Raw genomic sequence first — 24112 nt, forward strand, 5'->3', positions numbered from 1 at the left:
CGAAGTATACGGGCTGACGCCTGCCCGGTGCTGGAAGGTTAAGGGGAGTGGTAAGCCTTCGGGCGAAGCTATGAACCGAAGCCCCAGTAAACGGCGGCCGTAACTATAACGGTCCTAAGGTAGCGAAATTCCTTGTCAGGTAAATTCTGACCCGCACGAATGGCGTAACGACTTGGGCGCTGTCTCAACGAGAGATCCGGTGAAATTTTAATACCTGTGAAGATGCAGGTTACCCGCGACAAGACGGAAAGACCCCATGGAGCTTTACTGCAGCTTGATATTGAATTTGGGTACGATCTGTACAGGATAGGTGGGAGCCGTAGAACTTTGAGCGCCAGCTTGAAGGGAGGCATCCTTGGGATACCACCCTGATCGTATCTAGGTTCTAACTTGGTACCGTGATCCGGTGCGAGGACAGTGTCAGGTGGGCAGTTTGACTGGGGCGGTCGCCTCCTAAAGAGTAACGGAGGCGCCCCAAGGTTCCCTCAGAATGGTTGGAAATCATTCGAAGAGTGCAAAGGCAGAAGGGAGCTTGACTGCGAGACCTACAAGTCGAGCAGGGACGAAAGTCGGGCTTAGTGATCCGGTGGTACCGCATGGAAGGGCCATCGCTCAACGGATAAAAGCTACCCTGGGGATAACAGGCTTATCTCCCCCAAGAGTCCACATCGACGGGGAGGTTTGGCACCTCGATGTCGGCTCATCGCATCCTGGGGCTGAAGTAGGTCCCAAGGGTTGGGCTGTTCGCCCATTAAAGCGGTACGCGAGCTGGGTTCAGAACGTCGTGAGACAGTTCGGTCCCTATCTGTCGTGGGCGTAGGAAATTTGAGAGGAGCTGTCCTTAGTACGAGAGGACCGGGATGGACGTACCGCTGGTGTACCAGTTGTTCCGCCAGGAGCACCGCTGGGTAGCTATGTACGGAAGGGATAAGCGCTGAAAGCATCTAAGCGTGAAGCCCCCCTCAAGATGAGATTTCCCAGTATGTAAGACCCCTTGAAGACGACGAGGTAGATAGGTTGGGGGTGGAAGTGCAGTAATGCATGGAGCTGACCAATACTAATCGGTCGAGGGCTTATCCTAAAATAAAACGCAAATAAGTTTCGGATCCAGTTTTCAGGGTGTAACCTTGAAAGTATGTACAAGTGACATATGATAAGCGCATGGCTATTCATTCACACGATAAGTGATGAACCGAATAACCATACGGAAGAATTTACGATGTAAATTCATGTTTGGTGGCGATAGCGGAGGGGTTCCACACGTACCCATCCCGAACACGACCGTTAAGCCCTCCAGCGCCGATGGTACTTGGACCGCAGGGTCCTGGGAGAGTAGGACGTCGCCAAGCAAGATAAAAGAGCACAGCCTTAACGGGCTGTGCTCTTTTTCCTATAACCGATTCATTTATCATTCACATGAAAGACCATTATCGTGGATTCGGTCAAAAGTTTTATGGTATTCTGGTTGTCCTTTGTATAGTGGTGCCTAGTCAGCATTTTTAACTGAGGACAGTATTAACTGGGGAAGTTAATCTATTTCAACCTGTTCTGTCTGAAGGACACTCAAGGCTTGAAGTTTACGGGTAATTTCTTTTTGCCACTTTGTATCTCCGACTTGTACGGCAAGATTGAGAAGATCCAAATAATCATCAATATGCAGGGAGGTTTTATTAAAAGTTTCTTTCACTGCGGTCCTGCCTCCTTTAAAGTCTATGTGTATTTATCATTTAATAATGATAATCATTATCAAACTATGATCTTATTCATATTATGCCTGTGTTCTAGATAAATTGCAAGTTATGATATGAATGAATTTTGAAGCACGCAAATGAGGGCTTGAAAAAACAAACCCTTCTCCTTAAGTTCACGCATTGTTCACGTCTTTTCTATGGAACATAATGAAAAGAACAAGCGGGCATTGAGTGTCCACCAATAAGGAGGGCAAATTGCGCAATGCTTCAACAAGAGGAGGAAAAAGACCATGAGCAGAACAAAAATGAAAGCGTTTGCCATTGTGATGGCGAGCGCCTTGGCATTGACGCTGGCAGCTTGTAATAACGGACAAAGCGCAAGTCCGGGAAATTCAGGAGAACCGAGCAGAGGCACCGCAACGAAAGATGTTACGATTACCTTTCAGAACATTAATCCTGATCCGAGCACCCCTTCGTACAAAATGATTAAGCAAATTGTAGGTCAATACGAGCAGGATCATCCTCATGTCAAAATTGAATTGGATTCGCTAAATACAGATCAACAAAAGCTTAAGCTGAAAACACAGGCAGCGGCGAAGGAAGTACCTGATATCACGATTGTAAACCCGGCTGCACAGATGAAGCCATTCGTAGATGCTGGGCTGCTGGCTCCATTAAACGATGTGGCTGATAAAGAGGGGTTAAAAGATACGTTTCAGAATGGACTTCTTAATTACTATAGCTTCGACGATAAGCTCTATGCTTTTCCGGACGGTAACAATATAGAAGTGGTGTTTTACAATAAAGAACTGTTCAAGCAGGCGGGAATTCAGAAGTTGCCAACCACCTTTGACGAGCTGATTACGACGGTCAAGACGTTGAAGGCGAAGGGAATTACTCCGATTGCCATTGGGGAAAAGGATTCATGGACGGGTTCCCTCCTTTTTATGAATATTTTGTTGCGTACAAATGAAGGGCCGAATTTTCTCAATGATGTACTGGACGGTAGAAAGACGTTTAACGACCCAGCTTTTGTGGAAGCGGTGGATGCATTTCAGGAATTGGTGCAGGCAGGAGCTTTCCCGGATGGAGCTACATCTATTGACTACAATGCAGGTGGTAATATTTTTAAAACAGGAAAAGCCGCGATGTATATCATGGGTACATGGGAAACGGGGTCAATTGATGCTTCTTCGGTAGCAGGTAAGGTAGGAGCGTTTCAATTCCCTACGGTGAATGGCAAGGGTGATGTGAATGAGTATGTAATTGCGCCGGGCAGCGCATTTGCGGTATCTGCGAACAGTGAACATTTACAGGAGACGAAGGATTTTCTGCACTATTTTATTAAGGAGATGCCCAAAATTCAGTTTGATCTGAAAAATGCGATTGGCAGTGGTCAGAAAATGAAAGGTGATCTGAAGGAAGCGGGCTACTCCGAGTTAGCGATTAGTCTTAATGAGCTGTTCAAGAATGTAAAAGGGGGCGATCTCGCTTTTGATAATACGATGAATCCGGCTATTGCGCAGGCACATCTGAGTAGCATTCAAAACCTGTTCGTGCAAAAGGAAGACTCTGCACAAGTTGCCAAGGAACATCAGAACACTTTTGAAGCGAATAAATAAGTGAGGATTTTGCAAAAATCCAATAAGCGACTCCCAATGAACAATATATAGATCGAAATGGCCTAGTTCGTCTAGATATTGCACTTTGGAGCGACTGGAATCGAATTTTGCAAAATCCTGAAGTAGCTGACACTAGGGAGGGGGCAGAGTGCTCCTTCCCTGATTGGAAATCATGTAGGTTGTGCATCCTCAGAAGATGTTCAGAATCAACACAAAGGAGATTAGAGCATGAATGTACTGAAGGTGCCAGCACGTACCATTGCCGTTTTCGTGCTACCCTGCCTGTTGTTGTATACCAGTATGGTATTTGTTCCGATTCTGGTGTCGGTGTATTGCGGATTGCTGGATTGGAACGGAATCGCCGAGGCAAAGTTCGTGGGGCTGGCTAATTTTGAACGGATTTTTACAGCAGATTCAGTGTTCTGGCCGTCCGTGAAACGGACTATGATGTTCGCTGTGTTTTCCATGCTGGAAATTCCGTTTTGTCTGTTGCTGGCGATCTTGCTTAATCGTTATGTGCGTAAGGCCAATACGCTGGTTACGATGTATTTTCTGCCGGTTATTCTATCGGTGGTCATTATCGGGCAGCTGTGGAAGACGATCTATAATCCAGCTTCGATGGGTGGAATGCTGAACGGTATTTTGCTGGCGATTGGGTTGGAAAGCTGGACGCGCTCATGGCTGACGGAACCGCAGATAGCGATGTACGCCCTCTATTTTGTATCGTTGTGGCAGTATTTTGGCTATCATTTACTTATCCAGTTTACCGGTGTACAAAATATACCGAATGAGCTGTACGAAGCAGCCAAAATTGATGGAGCTGAAGGATTCAAAGCAGACCGCTATATTACGCTGCCGCTCATTGTACCTATTTTCAAGATATCAATTGTATTAGCATTTATCGGCTCCCTGCAATCGTTTGATTTGATCTGGGTGATGACGGGTGGAGGACCAGCTCATGCAACGGATACAGTATCTACGTATATGTACAATATGTCCTTTTTATCGATGAAATACGGATATGGCAGCGCATTAGCTTCAATTCTCGTAGTGATTTGCTTGTCATTTACAATTGTGATAAATTTTGTTTTCAAACGAATCGAAAATAAGGTAAGCTAAAGGAGATGGAACTGTTGAATGCCTTAAAAAAAACGGGAGTCTTTTCCTTATTGGCAATCTTAATTGTCACGCAGCTGTATCCACTCTTTTGGCTGCTGACCTATTCGTTGAAGACGAATGAAGAGATATTGAGCTCAAGCTTCTTTGCACTCCCTCAAGTGCCCCAGTGGCACAACTATCAGGAAGCCTATGAATCAGGGAGCTACTTGCGTTATTTAGGAAACAGTGTACTGGTGACTGGGGTTACGATGATTTTCGTCATTTTGTTAAGCTCAATGACTGCTTATGCGATTACACGTTTTCGTTGGCGCTTCGGGGCTGTTGTGCTGACTTTGTTTCTGATCGGGATGATGATCCCGATGCAAGCTACGCTGCTGCCGCTGATGGTGATGTTTAAAAACGTCCATATTCTGAATACGTATTTCTCACTGATTTTACCCTACATTGCTTTTCAGACACCGATTGCGGTCTTCATCCTATCCGGCTTTATGCGGTCCATTCCCCACGAAATTGAAGAATCCGCTTACATTGACGGAGCAAGCATTTATCGTATTTTCCGCAGTGTAATCTTACCCATCTCGATTCCGCCTATCATGACGGTATGTATTTTAACTTTCATTAACATCTGGAATGAATACATTATGGCTGCCACCTTTATCTCGTCCGAGAAGCTCAAAACTCTCCCTTTCGGCGTATATACGTTCGTCAGCCAGTATTCTGTGAACTACGGTAATATTGGTGCTTTTCTAGTCATGGGTGCCTTACCGGTCATTATTATTTATTTTGTTCTGTCCGAAAATATCACCAAGGGCATGGTTGCGGGAGCGGTTAAAGGATAGGCGGCCGATGCGAAAGGAGCGCACGGGGGTATGCTGCGCCGTTTTCAATCCATTCAATACCGCTTGTTTGTTCTGTTCCTGTTGAGCATGTCCGGCATTGTGCTGGCGGTCAGTCTATTATTTTACAACCGTACTACGGTGCAGTTCCATGATAAGGTCAGCGAGCTGGCGCGTAAAAATGTATCCCAGACGGCAGGCCTGTTCGAATTGCTACTCGGCAGCTATAACAGTCTCTCCAAATCGATCAGCAACAATATGGATTTGGTTCGTCTGTTGACGACGGATAGTAGTGATTTACCTGCTGTCAATTACATCAACGAACGTACGATTACGAATATTCTGGGCGCTATCTATTATTCGCGTGAGGATCTGATTGGCATCCATGTCATCACAGACACAGGCAAGGTATATAACTATGGCAATTATATGAATGTCATTGATACTCATTACGAACATACGGAATGGTATAAGGAAATTCGAAAGTCGGCGGGCAAAATTGCATGGCTGGGCGTGTATCCTCATTCTGTCATTGATCAGGTGGAAACCAGACCCGTGTTTGCGTTTGGACGGCAGCTCTATGATCTGGATGAGCACAAGCCGATTGGTATTGTCCTGTTTGAGGCTGAGCCGCGTTCTGTTTTGTCCGCTCTCCACAATTTGCGGCTGGGCACCAATAGTCAGGTATATTTGTTAGGTCATGAAAATCGAATTGTGTCGGCCACTTCCTCTGATCCGCCACCGGATTTGCAAAATCTAGAGCAGCAGGTACCGGAGGAGGATGTTATTGTAAATCGAAGTAATGAAAAAGTTGTAATCGCTTCCAAGTTGCCGTTTGCCGACTGGTCTGTGATTAGTGTGACACCTAGTGAGGATCTGAACGTGGAGTTGGTGCAAAATCAAAGGTACTTATTTATCGTGGCACCTATACTTATTATTGTGTCGGCGTTAATTGCATCTATCGTCTCCAGAGGCATTTCCCTTCCACTCAAGCGAGTCATTCGGGAAATGAAGCGGGTAGAGACAGGAAATTTCCGTCATACGGTAAACACCAAATCCTATGAAGAAATCAATCAACTAGCTACCTCTTTTAACCATATGGTAAGACGGATTGCAGAGCTAATCGAGCTGGTGCGTATATCATCGGTCAGTGAAAAAAATGCGGAGCTGCACGCGCTACAGACGCAGGTCAATCCACATTTTCTGTATAATACGCTGGATATGATCTATTGGATGCTGGATGAAAAGGGACAAGATCAGCTCGGAGAGGTGGTTCTCTCCTTATCCCATATGTTCCGTTACAGCAGCCATTGGGAAGAGGGGGCCGATGTAAGCCTTCGTGAAGAAGTGGAGCAGGTTGGGCACTATCTCACCATTATTCAAACTCGGCTGGAGGGTAGGGTATCTGTAGACATTAGCATTGATGAACGATGGATGGATATCCGCCTGCCGAAAATGACCTTACAGCCATTGATTGAAAATGCAGTGAAGCACGGACTGGAGCCTCTTCATGCGGATACAGGTGGCAAGCTGCTCGTCAGAGCGGAGGAATATGGCGGTGTATTGAGCCTGCACATCATCGACAACGGTGCAGGGATGGAGTACGAACGATGGGAGGTGGTCCAGGTCGCTTTGGCAGAACCCGGCAAACAGGCGGGCAGCGGGCAGGCGGGAGGCATCGGCCTGCAAAACCTAAATTTACGGCTACGGCACATGTTCGGAGAAGAGTACGGCCTACGGATCTCTAGCGCACCTGGGGCCGGAACAACAGCCACTGTAAGTGTGCCTCTGCCACAGAAGGAGGAGAAACATGAATATTCTGATAGCTGACGATGAAAATATGATTCGGCAGGGGATTCGGCGTACCATTGGCCAAGCTCTACCAACCTGCGGCATTCATCTCGCTGCTTCCACCGAGGAGGCAGCAGGCATTCTGGCGGAGCATCCTGTAGATATTGTATTAACTGATATCCTGATGCCCGGTATGGATGGTCTGGAATTCATGCGTATTTCTAAGCGAAAGCATCCTCATCTGCAGTGGGTTGTCATTTCGGCCCATTCCGACTTCCATTATGCACAAAGAGCAGTAAAGCTGGGTGCCAAAGACTACCTGTTAAAGCCGATTGGTAAAAGAAAGCTGCTGGAATGCATTGAAATACTGGCAGCCGAAGCGCTTGTGGCCTCGCAGCAGGCGAACGAGGGTAGGCTTCTCAAATCCAATATGGTTTATTTGCGTGAAGCCGTTTTCCAACGCTATGCCCTTGGACTGGATACGGGCAAGCTGGATATACAGCCTTTTGTCGAAAATTATCCGGAATTCCATCTCTTCATGGTTCGCATGGAACCTGATCACAAGCAGACACATCTGGAGCATTTTATGATTGAAAATGTACTGTCCGAGCTCATTGAGGCAGGAGGCAGCGGCTTTGTCGTCAGTCTAGACCGCCATAGTCTGCTGGGCATTGCAAGGGTAAGAGATGAGGCAGAGGCCGCACGGCTAGAGACGTTGCTCGAATCCCATTTGAAGCGTTATGTGAAGGTGCCCCTACAAATTACACGTTCGGGTGTTCATCACAATTTTGCCTCCATACCTGAAGAGGTGGCGCGACTAAGACGTACGCCAGAGGAGATTGCAGCCGCAGCAGCGGATACAGGAGAATGTCTCCGCAAAGGCATGCATACGGTAGATGTGGCATTGCAATACATTCGGGCTCACTTTACAGAGGAGCTGTCGCTGGAGAAGGTGGCTTCAATCGTATTTTTGAATCCGGTGTATTTCAGCCAGTTATTCAAGCAAAAGACGGGACAAGGCTACAAGGATTACGTCATTTGCTTGCGTATGGAGGAGGCGAAGCGGCTGCTCAGTGATCCTCATCTGCGGCTGGCTGATATTTCAGAGCGGATCGGTTATCAGGATATGAGGCATTTTACACAGGTATTCCGGCGCAAATGTGGAATGACTCCAACCGAGTATCGACATCAGGGAGTCAAATAAGGCGGTATCAACGACCGAATGAAGGAAGTTTTTCAAGCATCAGACTGTTTCAGGAGTAGAGCGGTGGAGCATCTACTCGGGAACAGTCTTTTTCGTGTCTCCAGCTTGTAGCAGTTCAACAAATTTGCGAGCTGCATTGGATAAATAACGATCCTTGCGCCATACGACGGCAGGCTGTGTGAAGGGGAATGGCTCCTTAATGGAGAGTGTGCGAAATCTGTCCCCGTATTCTTGTCCCAAGCCAGCGTCTGGAATAATGGTAATTCCCATGCCTGTGGAAACGAGCGAGAGAATGGTCGATATTTCTGGACAGTCCAGTACGACGTGCGGAATAAGATGGTGTTCCTGAAATTTGCGGATGACGGTTTCGTATAGTCCGTGTCCTTCTGTTCGACGTCCCAACAAGAGGTCATAGCTGGCAGCTTCCTGTAAGGTAATTTCCCCACTGGGATGGCGATCTGCCCATTCACACGGAAGAACCGCAACAAAAGAAACTCCCTCCAGTTCAATCGTATGGTACGATTTGTCATCTACCGGAAGCAGCAGCAGGGCCAGATCCACTTTATTTTGGTGCAGCAGTTCTTCCAGATGATGTGTGTCTCCGTGTCCTATTTTAACGTATACCTCTGGAAAATCCTGATGAAAGCGGCTGAGTTGTTCAGTAATCAGAGACATACAGGCGGATGACGTGCCTATGGAAAGTGTACCAGTTACTTTGTTTTCAAACTCCCCAATTTCTCTACAGGTGTCCTCCATTTCAGCCAATAATCGCTTGGCGCGTGTATACAGTGTATATCCGGCCTCGGTTACCTCCCACTTCTTTCCTTCACGGTAAATCAGCTTTACGCCAAGCTCGTCCTCCATATTTTTGAGTTGTTGACTCAGCGGAGGCTGGGCCATGTTGAGCGTTCTGGCGGCCTTGGTGATTTGCCCTTCCTCCACGATGACGCAAAAGTAATGCAGATGCTTCATGTCCATTGGGATTCCTCCTCATTTCTAAACAATGCTTCAACTTGAATACTTTTAAAGTATGTATTCCATATATTATATATATTTTTCGTGTGCAAGGAACAAGCGTATAATTTTTGACAGTAATGCATGGGTGAACATAAAACGATGGGATGGAAGGAGGGGACATATGAAGAAAATCATTGTAGGAATATCGGGAGCGACAGGGTCGATCTTTGGTATCCGTATATTACAACAATTACGAGAGGCTGGAGTCCAAAGCCATCTGGTGCTATCCCCGTGGGCTATTGCGAACATTCCCTATGAGACAGGCTACACGGTGAAGGAAGTGGAGGCAATGGCGGATGCAGTCTACTCGTATAAGGATCAGGCTGCGCGTATTTCCAGCGGCTCCTTTCGAGTAGACGGCATGGTCGTCGCTCCTTGCAGCATGAAGACCCTTGCCTCTATTCGTATAGGTATGGCGGACAACCTGCTTACCCGATCAGCGGATGTGATGCTGAAGGAGCGAAAGAAGCTGCTGCTCATGACCAGGGAAACACCATTAAGCAGTATCCATCTGGAAAATATGCTGGAGCTGTCACGTATGGGCGTGATGATCCTGCCGCCGATGCCTGCCTTTTATAATCATCCTGCAAGTATCGAGGAATTAGTGGATCATATTGTTTTTCGTGCATTGGATCAGTTCGGTATTGTCACAACCGCAGCCAAACGCTGGGATGGAATGAAGCAGAATGACTCCAGGCTGCACCAGAATTGAGAAATCGAAAGACGAAGGAGAATGAACAATGGCTTATAAAGACTTTCGCGATTTTCTACACACCTTGGAAAAGGAGGGACAATTACTCACGATCAGCGATAAGGTAAAGCCGGAGCCGGACCTCGCAGCAGCTAACAGAGCATTAAACAATCTTGGAGATAAGACGCCTGCTCTCTTTTTCAACAACATCTATGGATATACGGATGCTCGTATTGCAATGAATGTGATGGGCTCCTGGCCCAATCATGCCCTCATGATGGGAATGCCCAAAAACACGCCGCTCAAGGAGCAGTTTTTTGAATTTGCCAGACGCTATGAACAATTTCCGGTGCTCGTGAAGCGGGAAGAAACCGCTCCTTTTCATGAAGTCGAGATTACAGAGGATATTAATTTGTTTGATATTTTGCCGTTGTTTCGTTTGAATCAGGGGGACGGAGGGTTTTATCTGGATAAAGCAATTCTAGTTTCACGCGATCTGGATGACCCTGACACCTACGGTAAGCAAAATGTCGGTTTGTACCGGATGCAGGTAAAAGGCAAGAACCGTTTGGGCATCCAGCCTGTACCACAGCATGATATTGCGATCCATATCCGTCAGGCTGAGGAGCGCGGCGAAAATCTGAAGGTCGCTATTGCCCTCGGATGTGAGCCTGTGATTACAACGGCTGCTTCTACGCCGCTGCTGTACGATCAATCCGAATATGAGATGGCGGGCGCCATTCAGGGTGAGCCTTACCGTGTGGTCAAAGCGAAGGATGCAGATTTGGATCTGCCTTGGGGAGCTGAGGTCATTTTGGAAGGCGAAATGTTAGCAGGTGAACGTGAGTATGAAGGTCCATTCGGTGAATTCACAGGTCACTATTCCGGCGGTCGCGCGATGCCAGTCATTCAGATTAATCGTGTATATCACCGCAAACAGCCTATCTTTGAGCATCTGTACATCGGGATGCCTTGGACGGAAACGGATTATATGATCGGTGTGAATACAAGTGTACCGTTGTTTCAGCAGCTTAAGGATGCTTTTCCTAATGAAATCGTAGCCGTTAATGCCATGTATACGCATGGGCTGGTCGCTATTATTTCCACGAAAACCCGGTATGGCGGCTTTGCAAAGGCTGTGGGAATGCGTGCGTTAACGACTCCGCATGGATTAGGGTATTGCAAGCTGGTCATTGTGGTGGATGAGGATGTCGATCCGTTCAATCTGCCGCAGGTCATGTGGGCTTTATCCACCAAGCTTCATCCAAAGCATGATGCTGTCATTGTTCCTGGCTTGTCTATTTTACCGCTTGACCCCGGCTCTGATCCGGCAGGTATGACGCACAAAATGATATTGGATGCGACGACACCTGTAGCACCGGATATTAGAGGACATTACTCGCAGTCGCTCGATTCCCCGTTGGGTGTAGCAGAATGGGAGAAAAAGTTGAGCCAAATGCTTCGTTGAATATTTTTAAAAACAAAAAAAGATTAAAGGAGTGCTGACAGATGCATATTTGTCCCCGTTGTGAATCTAATCGTTCGGAGGTTGTTACCCGCTCGCCAGTTAAAGGCGCCTGGGAGGTTTTGTTGTGCCCTGTATGCCTGTTCACATGGCGGACCTCAGAACCGGATAGCATTACTGATCCAGCAAAGTATAAATCGGCGTTCAAGGTAAACCCCAAAGATATTCCGAATGCTGCTCATGTTCCTCCTATTCCAGAGCGGATATAGGGTCGTTCGTAAGTAGCCGTAAATTATGGTACTTTGAAGTTATAGGCCAAATGTAAAGGGGATTATACTTCATGCAGACACCAAGGATCGGTAAGGAACTGTTCACGCTACTGGACGGTAAGGTATTGGAGGACAAGCAGCATGAAGCAATGATGCTGCTGACGGTCACGGAAGATCAGTGGCCGCACATAGCGATGATTAGTGTGGGCGAAGTTGTAGCGCTGGACGAGGGGAATTTGCGTCTGGCACTATGGCCAGGCACGACCACGACGGGCAACATGATTCGTACCGGGAAGGCGACGCTTGCGGTGTTTACCGGGGGGAAGGCGCATTATGTGCGGTTGTCGCTGGAACATCTGCCTGCTTTGCCCGAAGCCAAGCATGTACGTGAGCGATTTGCGGCTCATGTTGTTGCATCCAGAGAAGATTCGGCCCAATATGCGGATATCTTGACGGGTGTCACGGTCCGTCTCAAGGAACCGGAATCGGTGATCCATCGTTGGAAGGAAACGGTGGCCGAGCTGTTAATGTAAAGCCATCTGATTATGACAAATAATCTATGTATTTACCAAGTTTACCGTTAAAATAAATGCGGGGAATAAGCGCTTACAAGGGATCGCGCTGAGCTTGTTGGAACAGGAAATTAGAGCGCGAGGGGAAGCCTGTTTCTTTTGAAGGAAAAATAGGAGGGATGAATATGTCTCGTTTTGACAAAGTAGATCAGCTATTGAAACATTTCGTAGCAAATGGGCCAGCAGGTTGCGGTTGTGCCATTGCCCAGAATGGTAAAGTGTTGTATGAAGGGTATCATGGATATGCTGATCTGGAAGCCCGAAAACCAATCACTGAGGATACAGTGTATCGCTTGTTTTCCATGACAAAGGTTGTTGTCTGTGCGGCTGCACTTATGCTGTACGAACGCGGGCAATTTTTGTTGAATGAGCCTTTGTATGAATATTTTCCCGAATATCGTAATGCGCATGTATTCAAAACCGCTCCTAACGGATACACCTATGTGGATAAGGCGGAGAAACCCATTTTAATTAAGCATATATTCAATATGAGTGTGGGTCTTCCCTATGCTTCCGAGTCTTCAGAGACAGGACGGGCCATGCAAAAGGTCCTTAGAACGTTAAAGGAAAAGCAGGGGAAATATGATCTGCGCACAGAAATTAAAGCGCTTTCTGAGATTCCACTTTCATTTGAGCCGGGAACACGCTGGTTATATGGATATGGACATGACCTGGTTGCAGGTCTTATTGAAGTGATTTCAGGTAAATCATTAGGGCAATTCCTAAAGGATGAAATATTTGATCCGCTTGGAATGAACAATACAGGTTACCGATATCGTGGAGATATTGAATCGCGAATGGCCTCCTTTTACCAACGAACAGACGCCGGAGAGCTAGAAAAAATAGAGGGTTTCTTGGATGAATATCATCAGCCCGATGCTATATATGAAAGTGGGGGCGCAGGTCTGTATTCGACAGTTAAGGAGTACCTTACATTTTCACAAATGCTGTCGAATGGAGGTATGGTAGATGGTGTGAGGCTATTAGGGAGAAAAACTATTGATTTAATGCGCACCAATCATCTGAATACAGATCAATTATTGGATTTTACTAATTCTTATCATACAGGTTATGGTTACGGACTGGGCGTGCGCACGTTAATTGATAAAGCGGCTGGGCATGCAAATAGTTCTATTGGAGAATTTGGCTGGACGGGAGTAGCAGGCACTTGGGTTTCTATAGATCCAAGCGAACAATTCTCCGTCGTTTATATGCACCAACTGGCTCCTAATATGGAAGAATACCATCATTTGAGAGTTCGCGCAGCAGCTTATAGCTGTTTGTAAATGCGAGGTTGTGGGTCTGTTGGGTAAACTCTTCACTATGGCTCTGAAGCTACACAAATTGTAATGTCTAATCTTTATCAGAAATGATCTAGTTAATAAGGACCAAATTTCCTTCGAAGCCTAAACTATTCTTTTCCATATGACGACATAAAACGTAGGTGTAAGGATTTTGCGAAATCCTTAATTTAAGTTTTGGAATGGGAGGGAATTAGATTTTGAAGAATAGATGGTCCGGTTTTCTGGCGTTGGTCATCCTGATTTCAAGTTTTACATCATATGCAGGGTTTGCATCTGCTGCGGATGCGGTGCTTTCCAAGATTGTCCTTTCCTCTAACGAGGTAACTTTGCAGCAGGGAGATACGGCTGCGTTGACAGCTACTGCTGTTTTTAGCGATGGGACAACCTCGAATGTAACCGTAAGCACGGATTGGAAAAGTGATAATACAGCTATTGCTACTGTGTATAACGGTACAGTTTCGGCCAAGGCTGAAGGGGAAGCCACCGTGGTTGCGACCTATAAAGAGAAGGTGCAATCGGTTCAGGTACATGTAACGAAAAAGGTTAAGGCGCTGACATCCAGTGTACAAAGCCTGAACTTGCGTTCAAGCGGTACAGGACAGGTTGATTTGACAGCGACATACAGTGATAATACAACAGCTCAGGTTTCGGGTGATGCTACTTGGACCTCCGATAATCAAAAGGTAGCCACAGTAGTTAACGGATTGGTTACCGCTCAGGGAGCAGGTACAGCCAATATTAAGGCCGTATATGGTCAACAGACCGTAACCATTGCTGTGCAGGTGGAGCAGGTTAAACGTCTCGATGTCAGTTCATCAGAGGTTTCTCTTTTGCTGAAGGATACTGAGAAGGTTAAACTTACGGCGACGTTCCCGGATGGATCGGTACAGGACGTAACAGAGTCCGCTGAATGGAGCTCCAGCAATGCAGCTGTGGCGGATGTACTGAAAGGCACCATTACCGGCTACAGCGCGGGAAAGGCGACAATTACAGGTAAATATGGCACGATGTCCGCTACGATTTCGGTAGATGTCGATCAAACGAATAAGCTGAAAGCCAGCGAATCCAATATTTTTCTCCGTCTGGATGAATCTAAAAAAATACAAGTTTCTGCCGTTTATCCGGATGGGACGGTAACGGATATCACAGATAAAGCTACTTGGACATCAAGCGATGAAAAAATTGCGACTGTGAATAAGGGAACGATTATGGCCATTGGAGCGGGTTCGGCTACGGTGACCGCTAAGTATGGAGATAAGACTGTTTCGATCAAGACAGATGTCGAAACCTCCAGATATTTGGATTTGAGTGAGGACAAGCTGAGCCTGAATGCCAAGGAATCCAAAAAGCTCAAGCTGACCGCAACGTATGTAACAGGTACGGAAGAAGATATCACAAGTAAGGCAGAGTGGAAGTCCAGCAATGAAGATATCGCTTTTGTCAGTGCGGGAGAAGTCACGGGTTATAAAACAGGTGAGGCTACGATCACCGCTTCTTATGGTGGCAAAACAGTTACAGCTACGGTATCCGTAAATGTACCCGGTGATCTGTCTCTGTCCTCCAAAACGGCAACGATTGATATTGATGAGGACTATACTGCAACTTTGACGGCTACTTATGCGGATGGGCGTAAGGAAGATGTAACACAGGATGCAGAATGGGCTTCAAGCGCGGAAGATATTGCTTCTGTGTCCAAAGGAACGATTACGGGTAAATCCGCTGGTAAAGCGGTTATTACAGCGACCTATAATGGCAAAAAACTGACGATTAACGTACAAGTAGGCCTTGTAGACCGTCTGGAAACAGACTCGCGTGTAATTGCGCTTGGTGCTCAGGAAACGAAGCAGCTGAAAGTAACAGGAGTTAAGAGTGGCGGTACAAAAACAGATGTAACCAAGGACGCCACCTGGACAACGAGCAATGTAAAAGTGGTTGAAGTTAGCGAAGGTTTGATCAAAGCGAATGGTAGCGGTAAGGCAACGGTGACTGCTTCATATGGCAAGCAAAACATTACGTTTACGGTAGAAGTGGACGTAGCGCAAAAGATTGAAGCGGATGCAATCGCGTTGTCACTTAAATCCGGAGATCAAAAAACCATCGCGATTGTGGTTAAATCGAGTGATGGTAAAGAAAAGGACGTTACGACCCAAGCTGAATGGAAAACGTCTAATTATAAGGTAGCCACTGTTAAAAAGGGTCAGGTTACCGCGGTCAGCTACGGTAAAGCTAACATTCAGGCGAAGTTTGGCGGGAAGATAATCAGTGTACCCGTGGATGTTGATACGCTTAAATATCTGCAAACAGACGAAGTTGCTTTGAATTTGAAGGCAGGACAGCTGGCTAAGGTTACGGCTACAGCCACGTATAAGGATGAGTCGGAGAAGGATGTTTCCAAACCGGCTGTCTGGTCCTCGTCCAGAATTGTTGTTGCGACCGTCAAAGACGGTAACATTAAGGCACAGGGCAAGGGCAAAGCAGTAATTACTGTGAAATATGCAGGTAAAATGACGAAGATACAGGTAACCGTTCAGTAAAAAAGAGAGCAAGCATACGTCCAAGGACGACATGCTTGCTCTTTTTTTTAAGGAGGCTACCGCTTATAAATTATGACTTATCCTTCTTGGTCGGTGTGTTGCGTGTAAGTGATTCAGTCAAACGCTTGCCAGTCGGCGTCTGGGCCAAGCCGCCTTTGGCGGTCTCGCGGTGCTTCGACGGCATCGCACTGCCGACTTCAAGCATCACGTCAATGACTTCGTCAGACGGAATAGCGCTGCGCACACCCGCCAAAGCCATATCCGCTGCGGCAAGCGCAGTCACGGCTCCCAGCCCGTTGCGCACGATGCACGGAATCTCCACGAGTCCGGCGACGGGATCGCAAATCAGGCCGAGCGTGTTCTTAAGAGCGAGGCCCACGGCGTGAACAGCCTGTTCAGGCGTACCACCACGCAGCTCGACCATAGCGCCAGCAGCCATCCCGATAGCTGAACCAATCTCAGCCTGACAGCCTCCCTCCGCGCCAGAAATGAAGGAGTTGTTGGCGATCACGTAGCCAATGGCTCCAGCGGCGAACAGGCCGTTCACCATATGCTCATCATCCCAGCCGAACCGCTCCTGCGCACTGATGAACACACCAGGGATAACCCCACATGAGCCTGCGGTAGGCGTGGCGACAATACGACCCATGGATGCATTTACCTCCGACACAGAGAGGGCATAAGCCATGGCCAGCGCGGAGGCATCGCCGGAGCAGGTTTCCCCTGACCGCAGATACTCGGCTAGGCGCTTGCCGTCACCGCCCGTCAATCCACTGCGGGATACGGTGTCTTGTGTCTGACCGCGATGAACGGCTTCCTTCATGACTTCATAATAATCAGACATTTGGCGAAAGATTTCTTCCTCCGTTGTATTCGTCTCTTGTACCTGCTCTTGAATCATCAAACGGCCAATTGTGGTGGATTCTTCAGCGCATAAAGCGCTGATTTCATGCAGATGGCTAAACCGCATCGGATTCAGCTCCTTTTTTCAAATTAATCATCTTAATTTCATACATATGAGGTAAAGAACGCAGTTCCGCAATCAGTTCAGCTGGAGCAGAACTGTCCGTTTCAATGGCGGTGAGTGCTTCACCATCCCGGCCTTTGCGATCTACGTGCATATAGGCAATGTTAATGTGGGCCGCGCCCAGCGCTGAAGTTATCGCGCCCAATGTACCGGGCTTATCCGAGTGGAGAAGCACCAGCGTAGGCAGCTCCCCGGTCAGATTGACCCGGAATTCGTTGAGCTGCTGGACATGGATGCTGCCGCCGCCGATGGAGGAGCCCAACAGTGTGCGCTGATCCTCGCCCTTCCACAGCTCGAAACGGACAGTGTTCGGATGTGGCGCGGGGAGTCCGCTGACGGCGAATTCCACGGCCATCCCGGCTTGCTCTGCCCATTGCTCGGCATCCGGAATCCGGTGATCGTCCGTATCGTAATTAAGCAGCCCTGCGATGAGCGCCAGGTCTGTACCGTGTCCTTTATACGTGTCGGCAAAGGAGCCGTACAGCGTCATGCGGGCACGGTCAGGCTGCGTCCCGAGCCAGTGCCGGGCAACGCGTGCGAGCCGCACCGCGCCTGCGGTGTGTGAACTGGAAGGTCCGGTCATGGCCGGACCGATAATAGAAAATACATCTTTGAAACGCATGGTGTGGCCCCCTGTATGTTCTAATACCATACTATATGGTATTTCCGCGTCTTTGCGCGGTTATGACGGTTCCTAATGCTGACGCACAATGTGAGCACAAAAAAGGACAGGATAAGGAAGTTTCCCTTATCTCTGTCCTCGTTACCTGAGAGTTTCGTGCGGTGTTCTTACCGCCTTACCCCTTGGGTGGCTTGCGCTCTCTCCAGAGTTGCGTCAGATGACGATACATGGACCTGAGAGATTATCCGTCAGCCGGGTGCTGACGTCTTGCTCCTTCGGTGCCGCCAGAGTGTAGGCTCCCTGGACAGACTCTCCCGTCATCTTCATTCGCGTATACCGTTCTACATGTCTTCCTTAGCGTAATGTATGCCGTGCTCGGTGTCAATCACAGGTTTAATTTTTACATAAACAGGTGCGTTTCCAATAAAAAAGATTAAAATTTACATAATTATGGATGAAACCAGGAAGGAATTAGAAGATTGGCGGCTAATCTGATAAAGGACAAGTATATTTATGGAAATCATAGGAGGGATATTGACGTATGGTAAAAGGCTTGCGATTCACAGGTTCACGCTTAAAAGGGATGTTGCATCTAGCAGCGATCGTATCACTGCTGATTGGGATCTTCGTTCCATTCGGTCAGGTCAAGGCGGAGGGAGCATTGACAGTAGCCGAAGCACTTCAGCGCCAAAGCAGTGGAGGTACGGTGACGGTGGAAGGTTACATCGTCGGACATGCTACCGGATCGAAAACGGCTAACTTTTCTTCCCCGTTCGCGAATGATTTTAACGTACTGATTGCCGATCAGGCAAATGAACGTAATACGTCTAATCTGTTGGATGTACAGCTGACTTCAGCGTACAGAGGGCAATATGGGCTATCAGGCCATCCTGAGCTGATCGGCAGCAAAATTCGTGTGACGGGTACACTCGGCGCCTACAATAATTTTGGTGGAGTGAAAAGTCCAAGTGCTGTTGAACTGGTGAGCGGAAGCGAGCCGGGGGAACCAGGCGAACCTGGCAACCCGGGTCAACCCGGTACTACACTGCCGGATGGAAAAGGCAAAAAGGTGCTGTTCGATAATACGCACGCACAGACCGCTGGTGCAGCAGATTGGGTCATTGAAGGCGCCTTCTCCGACTTTGCCAATGGACTGCGTAATGTAGGCTTTACGGTAGACCAATTGAATCGTCCCATTCCTTTTACTTATGGAGAGCAGGCCATAACATATGACAAGCTGCGCCAATATGATGTGTTCATTATTGGTGAAGCGAATGTTGCCTTTAAGGCATCCGAGCAGGCTGCCCTGCTGCAATACGTGAATAGCGGGGGGAGCGTCTTCTTCATCTCCGATCATTATAATGCGGACCGTAACAAAAACCGTTGGGATTCCTCCGAGGTTATGAATGGTTACCGTCGTGGAGCCTATACTAATCCGGCCAAGGGCATGACTGCAGAAGAAGCTGCATCACCGGCGATGCAAGGATTAACAAGCTCCGATTGGCTGGCGGCCAACTTTGGCGTTCGTTTCCGTTACAATGCGCTGGGTGATGTGAATGCTACCGAAATTGTAGCCGCAGATCAATCTTTCGGCATTACCAAGGGTGTGCGCTCGATTGCAATGCATGCAGGATCTACGCTGGCTATTATTGATCCTACCAAGGCTAAAGGCATTGCTTATATCCCTTCAGGCACGAAAAAATGGGGTAATGCGGTAGACCAGGGAGTTTATAACGGCGGGGGCCGTGCGGAAGGACCTTATGCCGCTATCTCCAAGGTAGGTCAAGGCAAGGCAGCGTTCATCGGTGATTCTTCCCCTGTAGAAGATGCTACACCGAAATATGTGCGTGAGGAAAACGGACAGTCGAAGAAGACATATGATGGTTTTAAAGAAGTGGATGATTCCACCTTCCTGGTGCAGACGGTTCAATGGCTTGCATGGAAGCAGGACTACACGAAATTGTCTGATGTGGCAGGTTTGACTCTGGATCAGCCAACGAAGCTTCTGCCATTTGAGGAGCCTGCGGCTTCCACAGAACCGCAGCCTGAGCCTTGGTCTGCTCCAGCAGCAGGCTACAAATGGTACGATCCTAGAACGTTCAAGTCTGGCTCCTATGGAGCGGCTTCGTAATTATCGCCAGAAGCTCAATGTGAGCTGGTATTAGTTAGTCGTTTGATCCCTGCAGAGGGATCAGGCGACTTTTTTTGTGATGAAAATTAACCTGTGGTTGGTTATTTCATTACATTTTGTGCCAGAAAGACCGCGCTACTGCTGGATCATTGATTTTTTAAATGATGTTGATAGCATAATCTTAATTGATATATCCATATACTGGTGATAGGATGTATTCAAATTATTCCGACAAAAACGGTATGTAATGTTCATGAGAGGTTTTAAACATCAAACATGGTGAGAATAAGCGGGACAAGACCATGGAGAATGGAGGAAGCGCGCATTGAATACCGGACCTGTGTTGGAAATTAAAGGATTATCCGTATCTTTTCGCATCAATGATCAATATCACCCCGCAGTCGACCATCTGGATCTGACGGTCAACCCCAATGAAGTGCTGGCTGTAGTCGGAGAATCCGGCTGTGGCAAAAGCGCGCTGGCGCTTTCGATCGCACAACTGCATGACATGGAACGCACGCGTGTAGAGGGAGAGGTCCTTTTTAAAGGCACGGACCTGAACCGTCTTTCTTCAGGGCAAATGAATAAAATCCGCGGAGCGGGCATTGGCATGATCTTTCAGGACCCGCTGACAGCACTCAACCCGTTAATGAGCATTGGTAAGCAGATTGAGGAAAATCTTGATTATCATACGTCACTATCTACGAAGCAAAAAAGGGAACGTGTGCTGGAGCTGCTGGAAAGCGTAGATATACCGAATCCTGTGCGTGTGTATGAGCAGTATCCGCATGAACTGTCAGGAGGGATGCGTCAGCGTGTGATGATCGCGATTGCCATAGCTTGCCGACCTTCTCTTATTATCGCAGATGAACCAACTACTGCGCTCGATGTAACGATCCAATCGCAAATTCTCGACTTGCTCAAACAGCTTCAACAGGAGAGTGGGAGCGGAATTATCTTGATTACGCATGATCTTGGTGTTGTGGCAGAAGTAGCCGACCGTGTGGTGGTCATGTATGCCGGAGAAATCGTGGAGAGCGCTGATGTTTTTGAATTATTCAGGCATCCACAGCATCCGTACACGCGTTCTTTGCTTGCTTCCATGCCGGGATCGCATACCAAGGGGGAATCACTGCATGTCATCGGCGGCATTGTTCCCTCATTACAAGATATCCCCCGCAATAGCTGTCGCTTTGCCCCGCGTATTCCCTGGATTCAGCAGGGAGTGCATGAAGACCATCCCCAACTAAATGAAATTTCCCCTGGACATTGGGTCCGTTGTACATGTTACCAGCATTTTCATTTTGAAGACGAGGCAAAGGGGGAAGCTGCTCATGGCACTACTGGAGTTAAATGATTTGAGGGTCCACTATCCGGTGCGCGGTGGTTTCTTCCAGCGTGTTATCGATCAGGTGAAAGCAGTGGATGGCGTGTCGATCAGCATTGAGGCAGGCCAGACATACGGGCTGGTGGGAGAATCCGGCTGTGGAAAAACGACGACAGGCAGGACGATCATCGGTCTAAATAAGCTGACGAGCGGACGGATTCTTTTTAAGGGAAAGGACCTTGCGGCTCTGAGCCGTAACAACCGTCATCCGCTGCGTAGAGACATTCAGATGATTTTTCAGGACCCCTACTCTTCGCTCAACCCGCGCAAGCGCGTATTGGATGTCATTGCTGAACCGCTGCGAAATTTTGAAAGGCTGAGCAGTGAGGAGGAACGGAGGAAAGTACAGACGTTGCTGGAAAAGGTCGGCTTGAACGCCGATGCAGCCTACAAATATCCGCATGAATTTTCCGGGGGGCAACGGCAACGGATCGGGATCGCGCGTGCGCTGACATTAAACCCCAAGCTGATCATTGCTGATGAGCCGGTGTCGGCACTGGACGTTTCCGTGCAGGCACAGGTGCTGAATTTTATGAAGGATGTGCAACGGGAATTTAATTTGACGTATTTGTTCATCAGTCATGACTTGGGTATTATCCGTCATATGTGCGACCAAATCGGTATTATGTATCGAGGCCGTCTAGTGGAGCAGGGGAGCGAGCAAGACATTTATGAGCGTCCACAGCATCTGTATACCCAGCGCCTCATTGCAACCATTCCCAATATTGATCCTACAAAACGGCTGGAAAATGCCCAAAAAAGGCGAATGCTCTTATCCTCCTACAAAACAGAGCTGCCCAAACATCTAGACGTGAGTGGAAAGCCGTTTGCACTAAAATCAGTAAGTCCATCCCATCAAGTCGCGCTACCATAAGGGGGGTACAGAAATGTGGAAATTTACACTGCGTCGGCTGCTGGTTATGATCCCTCAACTTTTTGCACTGAGCGTGCTTATATTTTTCCTGGCTAAGGCTATGCCGGGGGATGCACTGACAGGACTTATTACTTCGACACCCAATCTGAATCCGGCCGTACTGGAAGAACAGCGACAAAGACTGGGACTGAATGACCCGGTGTGGGTGCAGTATGGGAACTGGCTCGTCCAGCTTGCTCACGGGGATCTGGGCAAATCTTATGTACATAAAATTAGCGTTACCGATCTGATTGGCAGCCGTCTGGGAAACACGTTCTTTCTGGGCGTAGTAATTCTGGTTCTGACGTATCTGATCGCCATTCCGCTCGGCGTACTCAGCGGTCGTTATCAGCATAGTCTGCTGGACAAAACCGTAGTGGGCTATACCTATCTCAGCTTTGCGACACCTCTATTTATACTCGCGTTGTTGCTGCTGTACGTATTCGGATTCAGGCTCGGCTGGTTTCCAACCAGCGGCAGTGTGGATGTAGGCGTGGAGCCGGGGACATGGTCATATTACGTGAACAAGTCGTATCATCTCATTTTACCGGCGGTTACAGGCGCATTGCTCAGTACAACGGCTACGATTCAGTATTTGCGCAATGAGGTCATTGACACACGACTGAAGGATTTTGTGAAAACAGCGCGTTCCAAAGGGGTGCCCGAAGGTAAAATTTATTCCCGCCATATTTTCAAAAACTCTCTATTGCCGATTGCTGCCTTTTTGGGCTATGACCTAACGGGAGTAATTGCAGGCAATATTTTTCTTGAATCTATTTTCGGTTATCCGGGGTTAGGCCAATTATTTCTCCAGTCCATCACTCAACGGGATTTTTCAGTCGTGAACGCACTGGTCATGGTCTCCGGCTTCTTGGCGCTATTAGGGACCCTTTTATCTGATGTCATCCTAAGTAAAGTTGATCCCCGCATTCGAATCGAATAGCGAACAAGTCTAGAGAAAGGGAGGGATTATGGTGTCTATTCAGGTGGAGGAGGTCTTCACGCCGGAAATCATTCGTAAATCACCATCCAGTTGGTCTGTACTGCGTCGTGAGCTGGTGCGTGACAAAATGGCCTTGGTTTCCATTGGCTTTGTAATTCTGTTCTTGATCTTTATATATGCCTCTGTCCTGTTTGTAAATCAGGATGTAGTCACGACGGTGGATTTGGGCGCAATCCGTGAAGCTCCCGGCTCAGTGCATTGGCTGGGCACAGATCGAGCGGGCAGGGATATTTTTGGCCAGCTGGTCATTGGAGCCCGCAATTCCTTCACCATCGGCTTTACGATTACATTGTTATCCGCCGCTATTGGCTTAACGTTAGGTTTGCTGGCTGGTTTTTATGGGGGACTGGTCGATAACATCATCATGCGGATCATTGATTTTATTCTGGTGCTTCCGTTTTTGATGTTGGTCATCGTATTTGTCAGCATTGTACCCAAAAGCGGCATAGGGTCCTTTATTTTCATTATGACTGCCTTTTTATGGATTGGAAAAGCACGTCTGATCCGGGCCAAGGTGTTGTCGGAGCGCGAACTGGATTATGTGCAGGCTTCCAAAACCCTTGGCACACCCAATTGGAAAATCATCTGGTTTGGCGTGCTGCCTAATCTTAGCTCAGTCGTGATCGTCAATCTGACCCTCAGCCTCGCGGGAAATATCGGGATTGAGACGGGGCTTTCTTATCTCGGCTTTGGCTTACCGGAATCTACTCCAAGCTTGGGTACACTGGTGAGTTATGCGAATGACCCGGATGTTTTGCAGAATAGCTGGTGGATGTGGTTGCCTGCCTCACTGCTTATTTTGGTGCTAATGCTGGCGATTAACTTTATTGGCCAGGCGCTCAAACGCGCCACGGATGCCAGACAACGATTGGGTTAACTGAAGTTCAAGGATAAGGACAATGACAAGGAGGGAT

20 protein-coding genes, 2 rRNA genes and 1 riboswitch (1 of these 23 cut by a window edge) are annotated in these 24112 nt (G+C 47.9%); of the genes, 18 read left to right on the forward strand and 4 right to left on the reverse strand.

What is annotated here, in order from left to right; translation table 11 throughout:
- A 23S ribosomal RNA gene (locus tag ACM1ND_RS01730) occupies positions 1-1081 on the forward strand; it begins 1844 nt to the left of the window's first position.
- Between the two features lie 151 nt (positions 1082-1232).
- Positions 1233-1349, forward strand: a 5S ribosomal RNA gene (gene rrf, locus ACM1ND_RS01735).
- Between the two features lie 179 nt (positions 1350-1528).
- Here the strand turns inward: rrf and ACM1ND_RS01740 are convergent.
- Positions 1529-1687 carry a hypothetical protein gene (locus tag ACM1ND_RS01740; RefSeq protein WP_179085475.1) on the reverse strand — a complete coding sequence of 53 codons (159 nt, stop codon included), beginning with the start codon at positions 1685-1687 and terminating at the stop codon, positions 1529-1531.
- 294 nt (positions 1688-1981) lie between these two features.
- Here ACM1ND_RS01740 and ACM1ND_RS01745 point away from each other — a divergent pair, with 294 nt between their 5' ends.
- From ACM1ND_RS01745 to ACM1ND_RS01765, 5 genes are all read left to right on the forward strand, one after another.
- Positions 1982-3313 carry an extracellular solute-binding protein gene (locus tag ACM1ND_RS01745; protein ID WP_418026965.1) on the forward strand — a complete coding sequence of 444 codons (1332 nt, stop codon included), beginning with the start codon at positions 1982-1984 and terminating at the stop codon, positions 3311-3313.
- A gap of 228 nt (positions 3314-3541) precedes the next feature.
- Positions 3542-4432 (forward strand): carbohydrate ABC transporter permease, encoded by an 891-nt coding sequence (locus tag ACM1ND_RS01750; protein WP_418026966.1) that lies wholly within the window; start codon positions 3542-3544, stop codon positions 4430-4432.
- Positions 4433-4437: 5 nt separating this feature from the next.
- On the forward strand, positions 4438-5271 hold the full coding sequence (locus tag ACM1ND_RS01755) for a carbohydrate ABC transporter permease (RefSeq protein ID WP_013308419.1): 834 nt from the start codon (positions 4438-4440) through the stop codon (positions 5269-5271).
- Between the two features lie 30 nt (positions 5272-5301).
- The gene (locus ACM1ND_RS01760; protein ID WP_418026967.1) at positions 5302-7098 is read left to right on the forward strand and encodes a histidine kinase; all 1797 of its coding nucleotides are present in this window, start codon (positions 5302-5304) and stop codon (positions 7096-7098) included.
- A complete protein-coding gene (locus ACM1ND_RS01765; RefSeq protein WP_068940999.1) occupies positions 7079-8263 on the forward strand; it encodes a response regulator in 1185 nt (394 codons plus the stop codon). Before ACM1ND_RS01760 ends, ACM1ND_RS01765 begins: the two co-directional genes overlap by 20 nt.
- Positions 8264-8335: 72 nt before the next feature.
- Here the strand turns inward: ACM1ND_RS01765 and ACM1ND_RS01770 are convergent, their stop codons facing one another.
- Positions 8336-9241 carry a LysR family transcriptional regulator gene (locus tag ACM1ND_RS01770; protein WP_053324464.1) on the reverse strand — a complete coding sequence of 302 codons (906 nt, stop codon included), beginning with the start codon at positions 9239-9241 and terminating at the stop codon, positions 8336-8338.
- A 160-nt stretch (positions 9242-9401) separates the two neighbouring features.
- Here ACM1ND_RS01770 and ACM1ND_RS01775 point away from each other — a divergent pair, with 160 nt between their 5' ends.
- From ACM1ND_RS01775 to ACM1ND_RS01800, 6 genes are all read left to right on the forward strand, one after another.
- Complete coding sequence (locus tag ACM1ND_RS01775; RefSeq protein WP_023986667.1) at positions 9402-9992, forward strand: flavin prenyltransferase UbiX; 591 nt, start codon at positions 9402-9404, stop codon at positions 9990-9992.
- A gap of 28 nt (positions 9993-10020) precedes the next feature.
- Positions 10021-11439 carry a non-oxidative hydroxyarylic acid decarboxylases subunit C gene (locus tag ACM1ND_RS01780; RefSeq protein WP_068941001.1) on the forward strand — a complete coding sequence of 473 codons (1419 nt, stop codon included), beginning with the start codon at positions 10021-10023 and terminating at the stop codon, positions 11437-11439.
- Between the two features lie 41 nt (positions 11440-11480).
- Positions 11481-11705: a non-oxidative hydroxyarylic acid decarboxylases subunit D gene (locus ACM1ND_RS01785; protein WP_053324466.1), complete on the forward strand. Its 225-nt coding sequence runs from the start codon at positions 11481-11483 to the stop codon at positions 11703-11705.
- Positions 11706-11776: 71 nt separating this feature from the next.
- Positions 11777-12238, forward strand: a complete 462-nt coding sequence (locus ACM1ND_RS01790; RefSeq protein ID WP_068941003.1) for a pyridoxamine 5'-phosphate oxidase family protein — start codon at positions 11777-11779, stop codon at positions 12236-12238.
- A 164-nt stretch (positions 12239-12402) separates the two neighbouring features.
- Positions 12403-13563 carry a serine hydrolase domain-containing protein gene (locus ACM1ND_RS01795; RefSeq protein ID WP_068941005.1) on the forward strand — a complete coding sequence of 387 codons (1161 nt, stop codon included), beginning with the start codon at positions 12403-12405 and terminating at the stop codon, positions 13561-13563.
- Between the two features lie 215 nt (positions 13564-13778).
- On the forward strand, positions 13779-16115 hold the full coding sequence (locus tag ACM1ND_RS01800; protein WP_418026968.1) for an Ig-like domain-containing protein: 2337 nt from the start codon (positions 13779-13781) through the stop codon (positions 16113-16115).
- Between the two features lie 70 nt (positions 16116-16185).
- Here ACM1ND_RS01800 and sdaAA read toward each other — a convergent pair whose 3' ends face one another.
- Both sdaAA and sdaAB read right to left on the reverse strand, forming a co-directional pair.
- Complete coding sequence (gene sdaAA, locus ACM1ND_RS01805; protein ID WP_013308429.1) at positions 16186-17085, reverse strand: L-serine ammonia-lyase, iron-sulfur-dependent, subunit alpha; 900 nt, start codon at positions 17083-17085, stop codon at positions 16186-16188.
- Entirely contained in the window at positions 17075-17764 is a 690-nt protein-coding gene (gene sdaAB / locus ACM1ND_RS01810; RefSeq protein WP_013308430.1) for an L-serine ammonia-lyase, iron-sulfur-dependent subunit beta, read from the reverse strand. The genes sdaAA and sdaAB overlap by 11 nt, the downstream gene beginning before the upstream one ends.
- A gap of 211 nt (positions 17765-17975) precedes the next feature.
- Positions 17976-18091: riboswitch (glycine riboswitch) on the reverse strand.
- A gap of 214 nt (positions 18092-18305) precedes the next feature.
- On the opposite strand from sdaAB, the gene ACM1ND_RS01815 reads away from it, so the two are divergent.
- From ACM1ND_RS01815 to ACM1ND_RS01835, 5 genes are all read left to right on the forward strand, one after another.
- Positions 18306-19895, forward strand: a complete 1590-nt coding sequence (locus ACM1ND_RS01815) for a DUF6359 domain-containing protein (RefSeq protein ID WP_028541235.1) — start codon at positions 18306-18308, stop codon at positions 19893-19895.
- 325 nt (positions 19896-20220) lie between these two features.
- Entirely contained in the window at positions 20221-21252 is a 1032-nt protein-coding gene (locus tag ACM1ND_RS01820; protein ID WP_028541234.1) for an ABC transporter ATP-binding protein, read from the forward strand.
- A complete protein-coding gene (locus ACM1ND_RS01825) occupies positions 21230-22156 on the forward strand; it encodes an ABC transporter ATP-binding protein (RefSeq protein WP_028541233.1) in 927 nt (308 codons plus the stop codon). Before ACM1ND_RS01820 ends, ACM1ND_RS01825 begins: the two co-directional genes overlap by 23 nt.
- Before the next feature lie 13 nt (positions 22157-22169).
- Positions 22170-23138: an oligopeptide ABC transporter permease gene (opp4B, locus tag ACM1ND_RS01830; RefSeq protein WP_023986675.1), complete on the forward strand. Its 969-nt coding sequence runs from the start codon at positions 22170-22172 to the stop codon at positions 23136-23138.
- Between the two features lie 28 nt (positions 23139-23166).
- Complete coding sequence (locus tag ACM1ND_RS01835) at positions 23167-24075, forward strand: ABC transporter permease (RefSeq protein ID WP_023986676.1); 909 nt, start codon at positions 23167-23169, stop codon at positions 24073-24075.
- The last annotated feature ends 37 nt before the right edge of the window (positions 24076-24112 follow it).

Origin of the sequence: Paenibacillus sp. JJ1722 (assembly GCF_048282685.1) — a bacterium.
In the GTDB taxonomy this organism is placed as follows: Bacteria; Bacillota; Bacilli; order Paenibacillales; family Paenibacillaceae; genus Paenibacillus; species Paenibacillus polymyxa_B.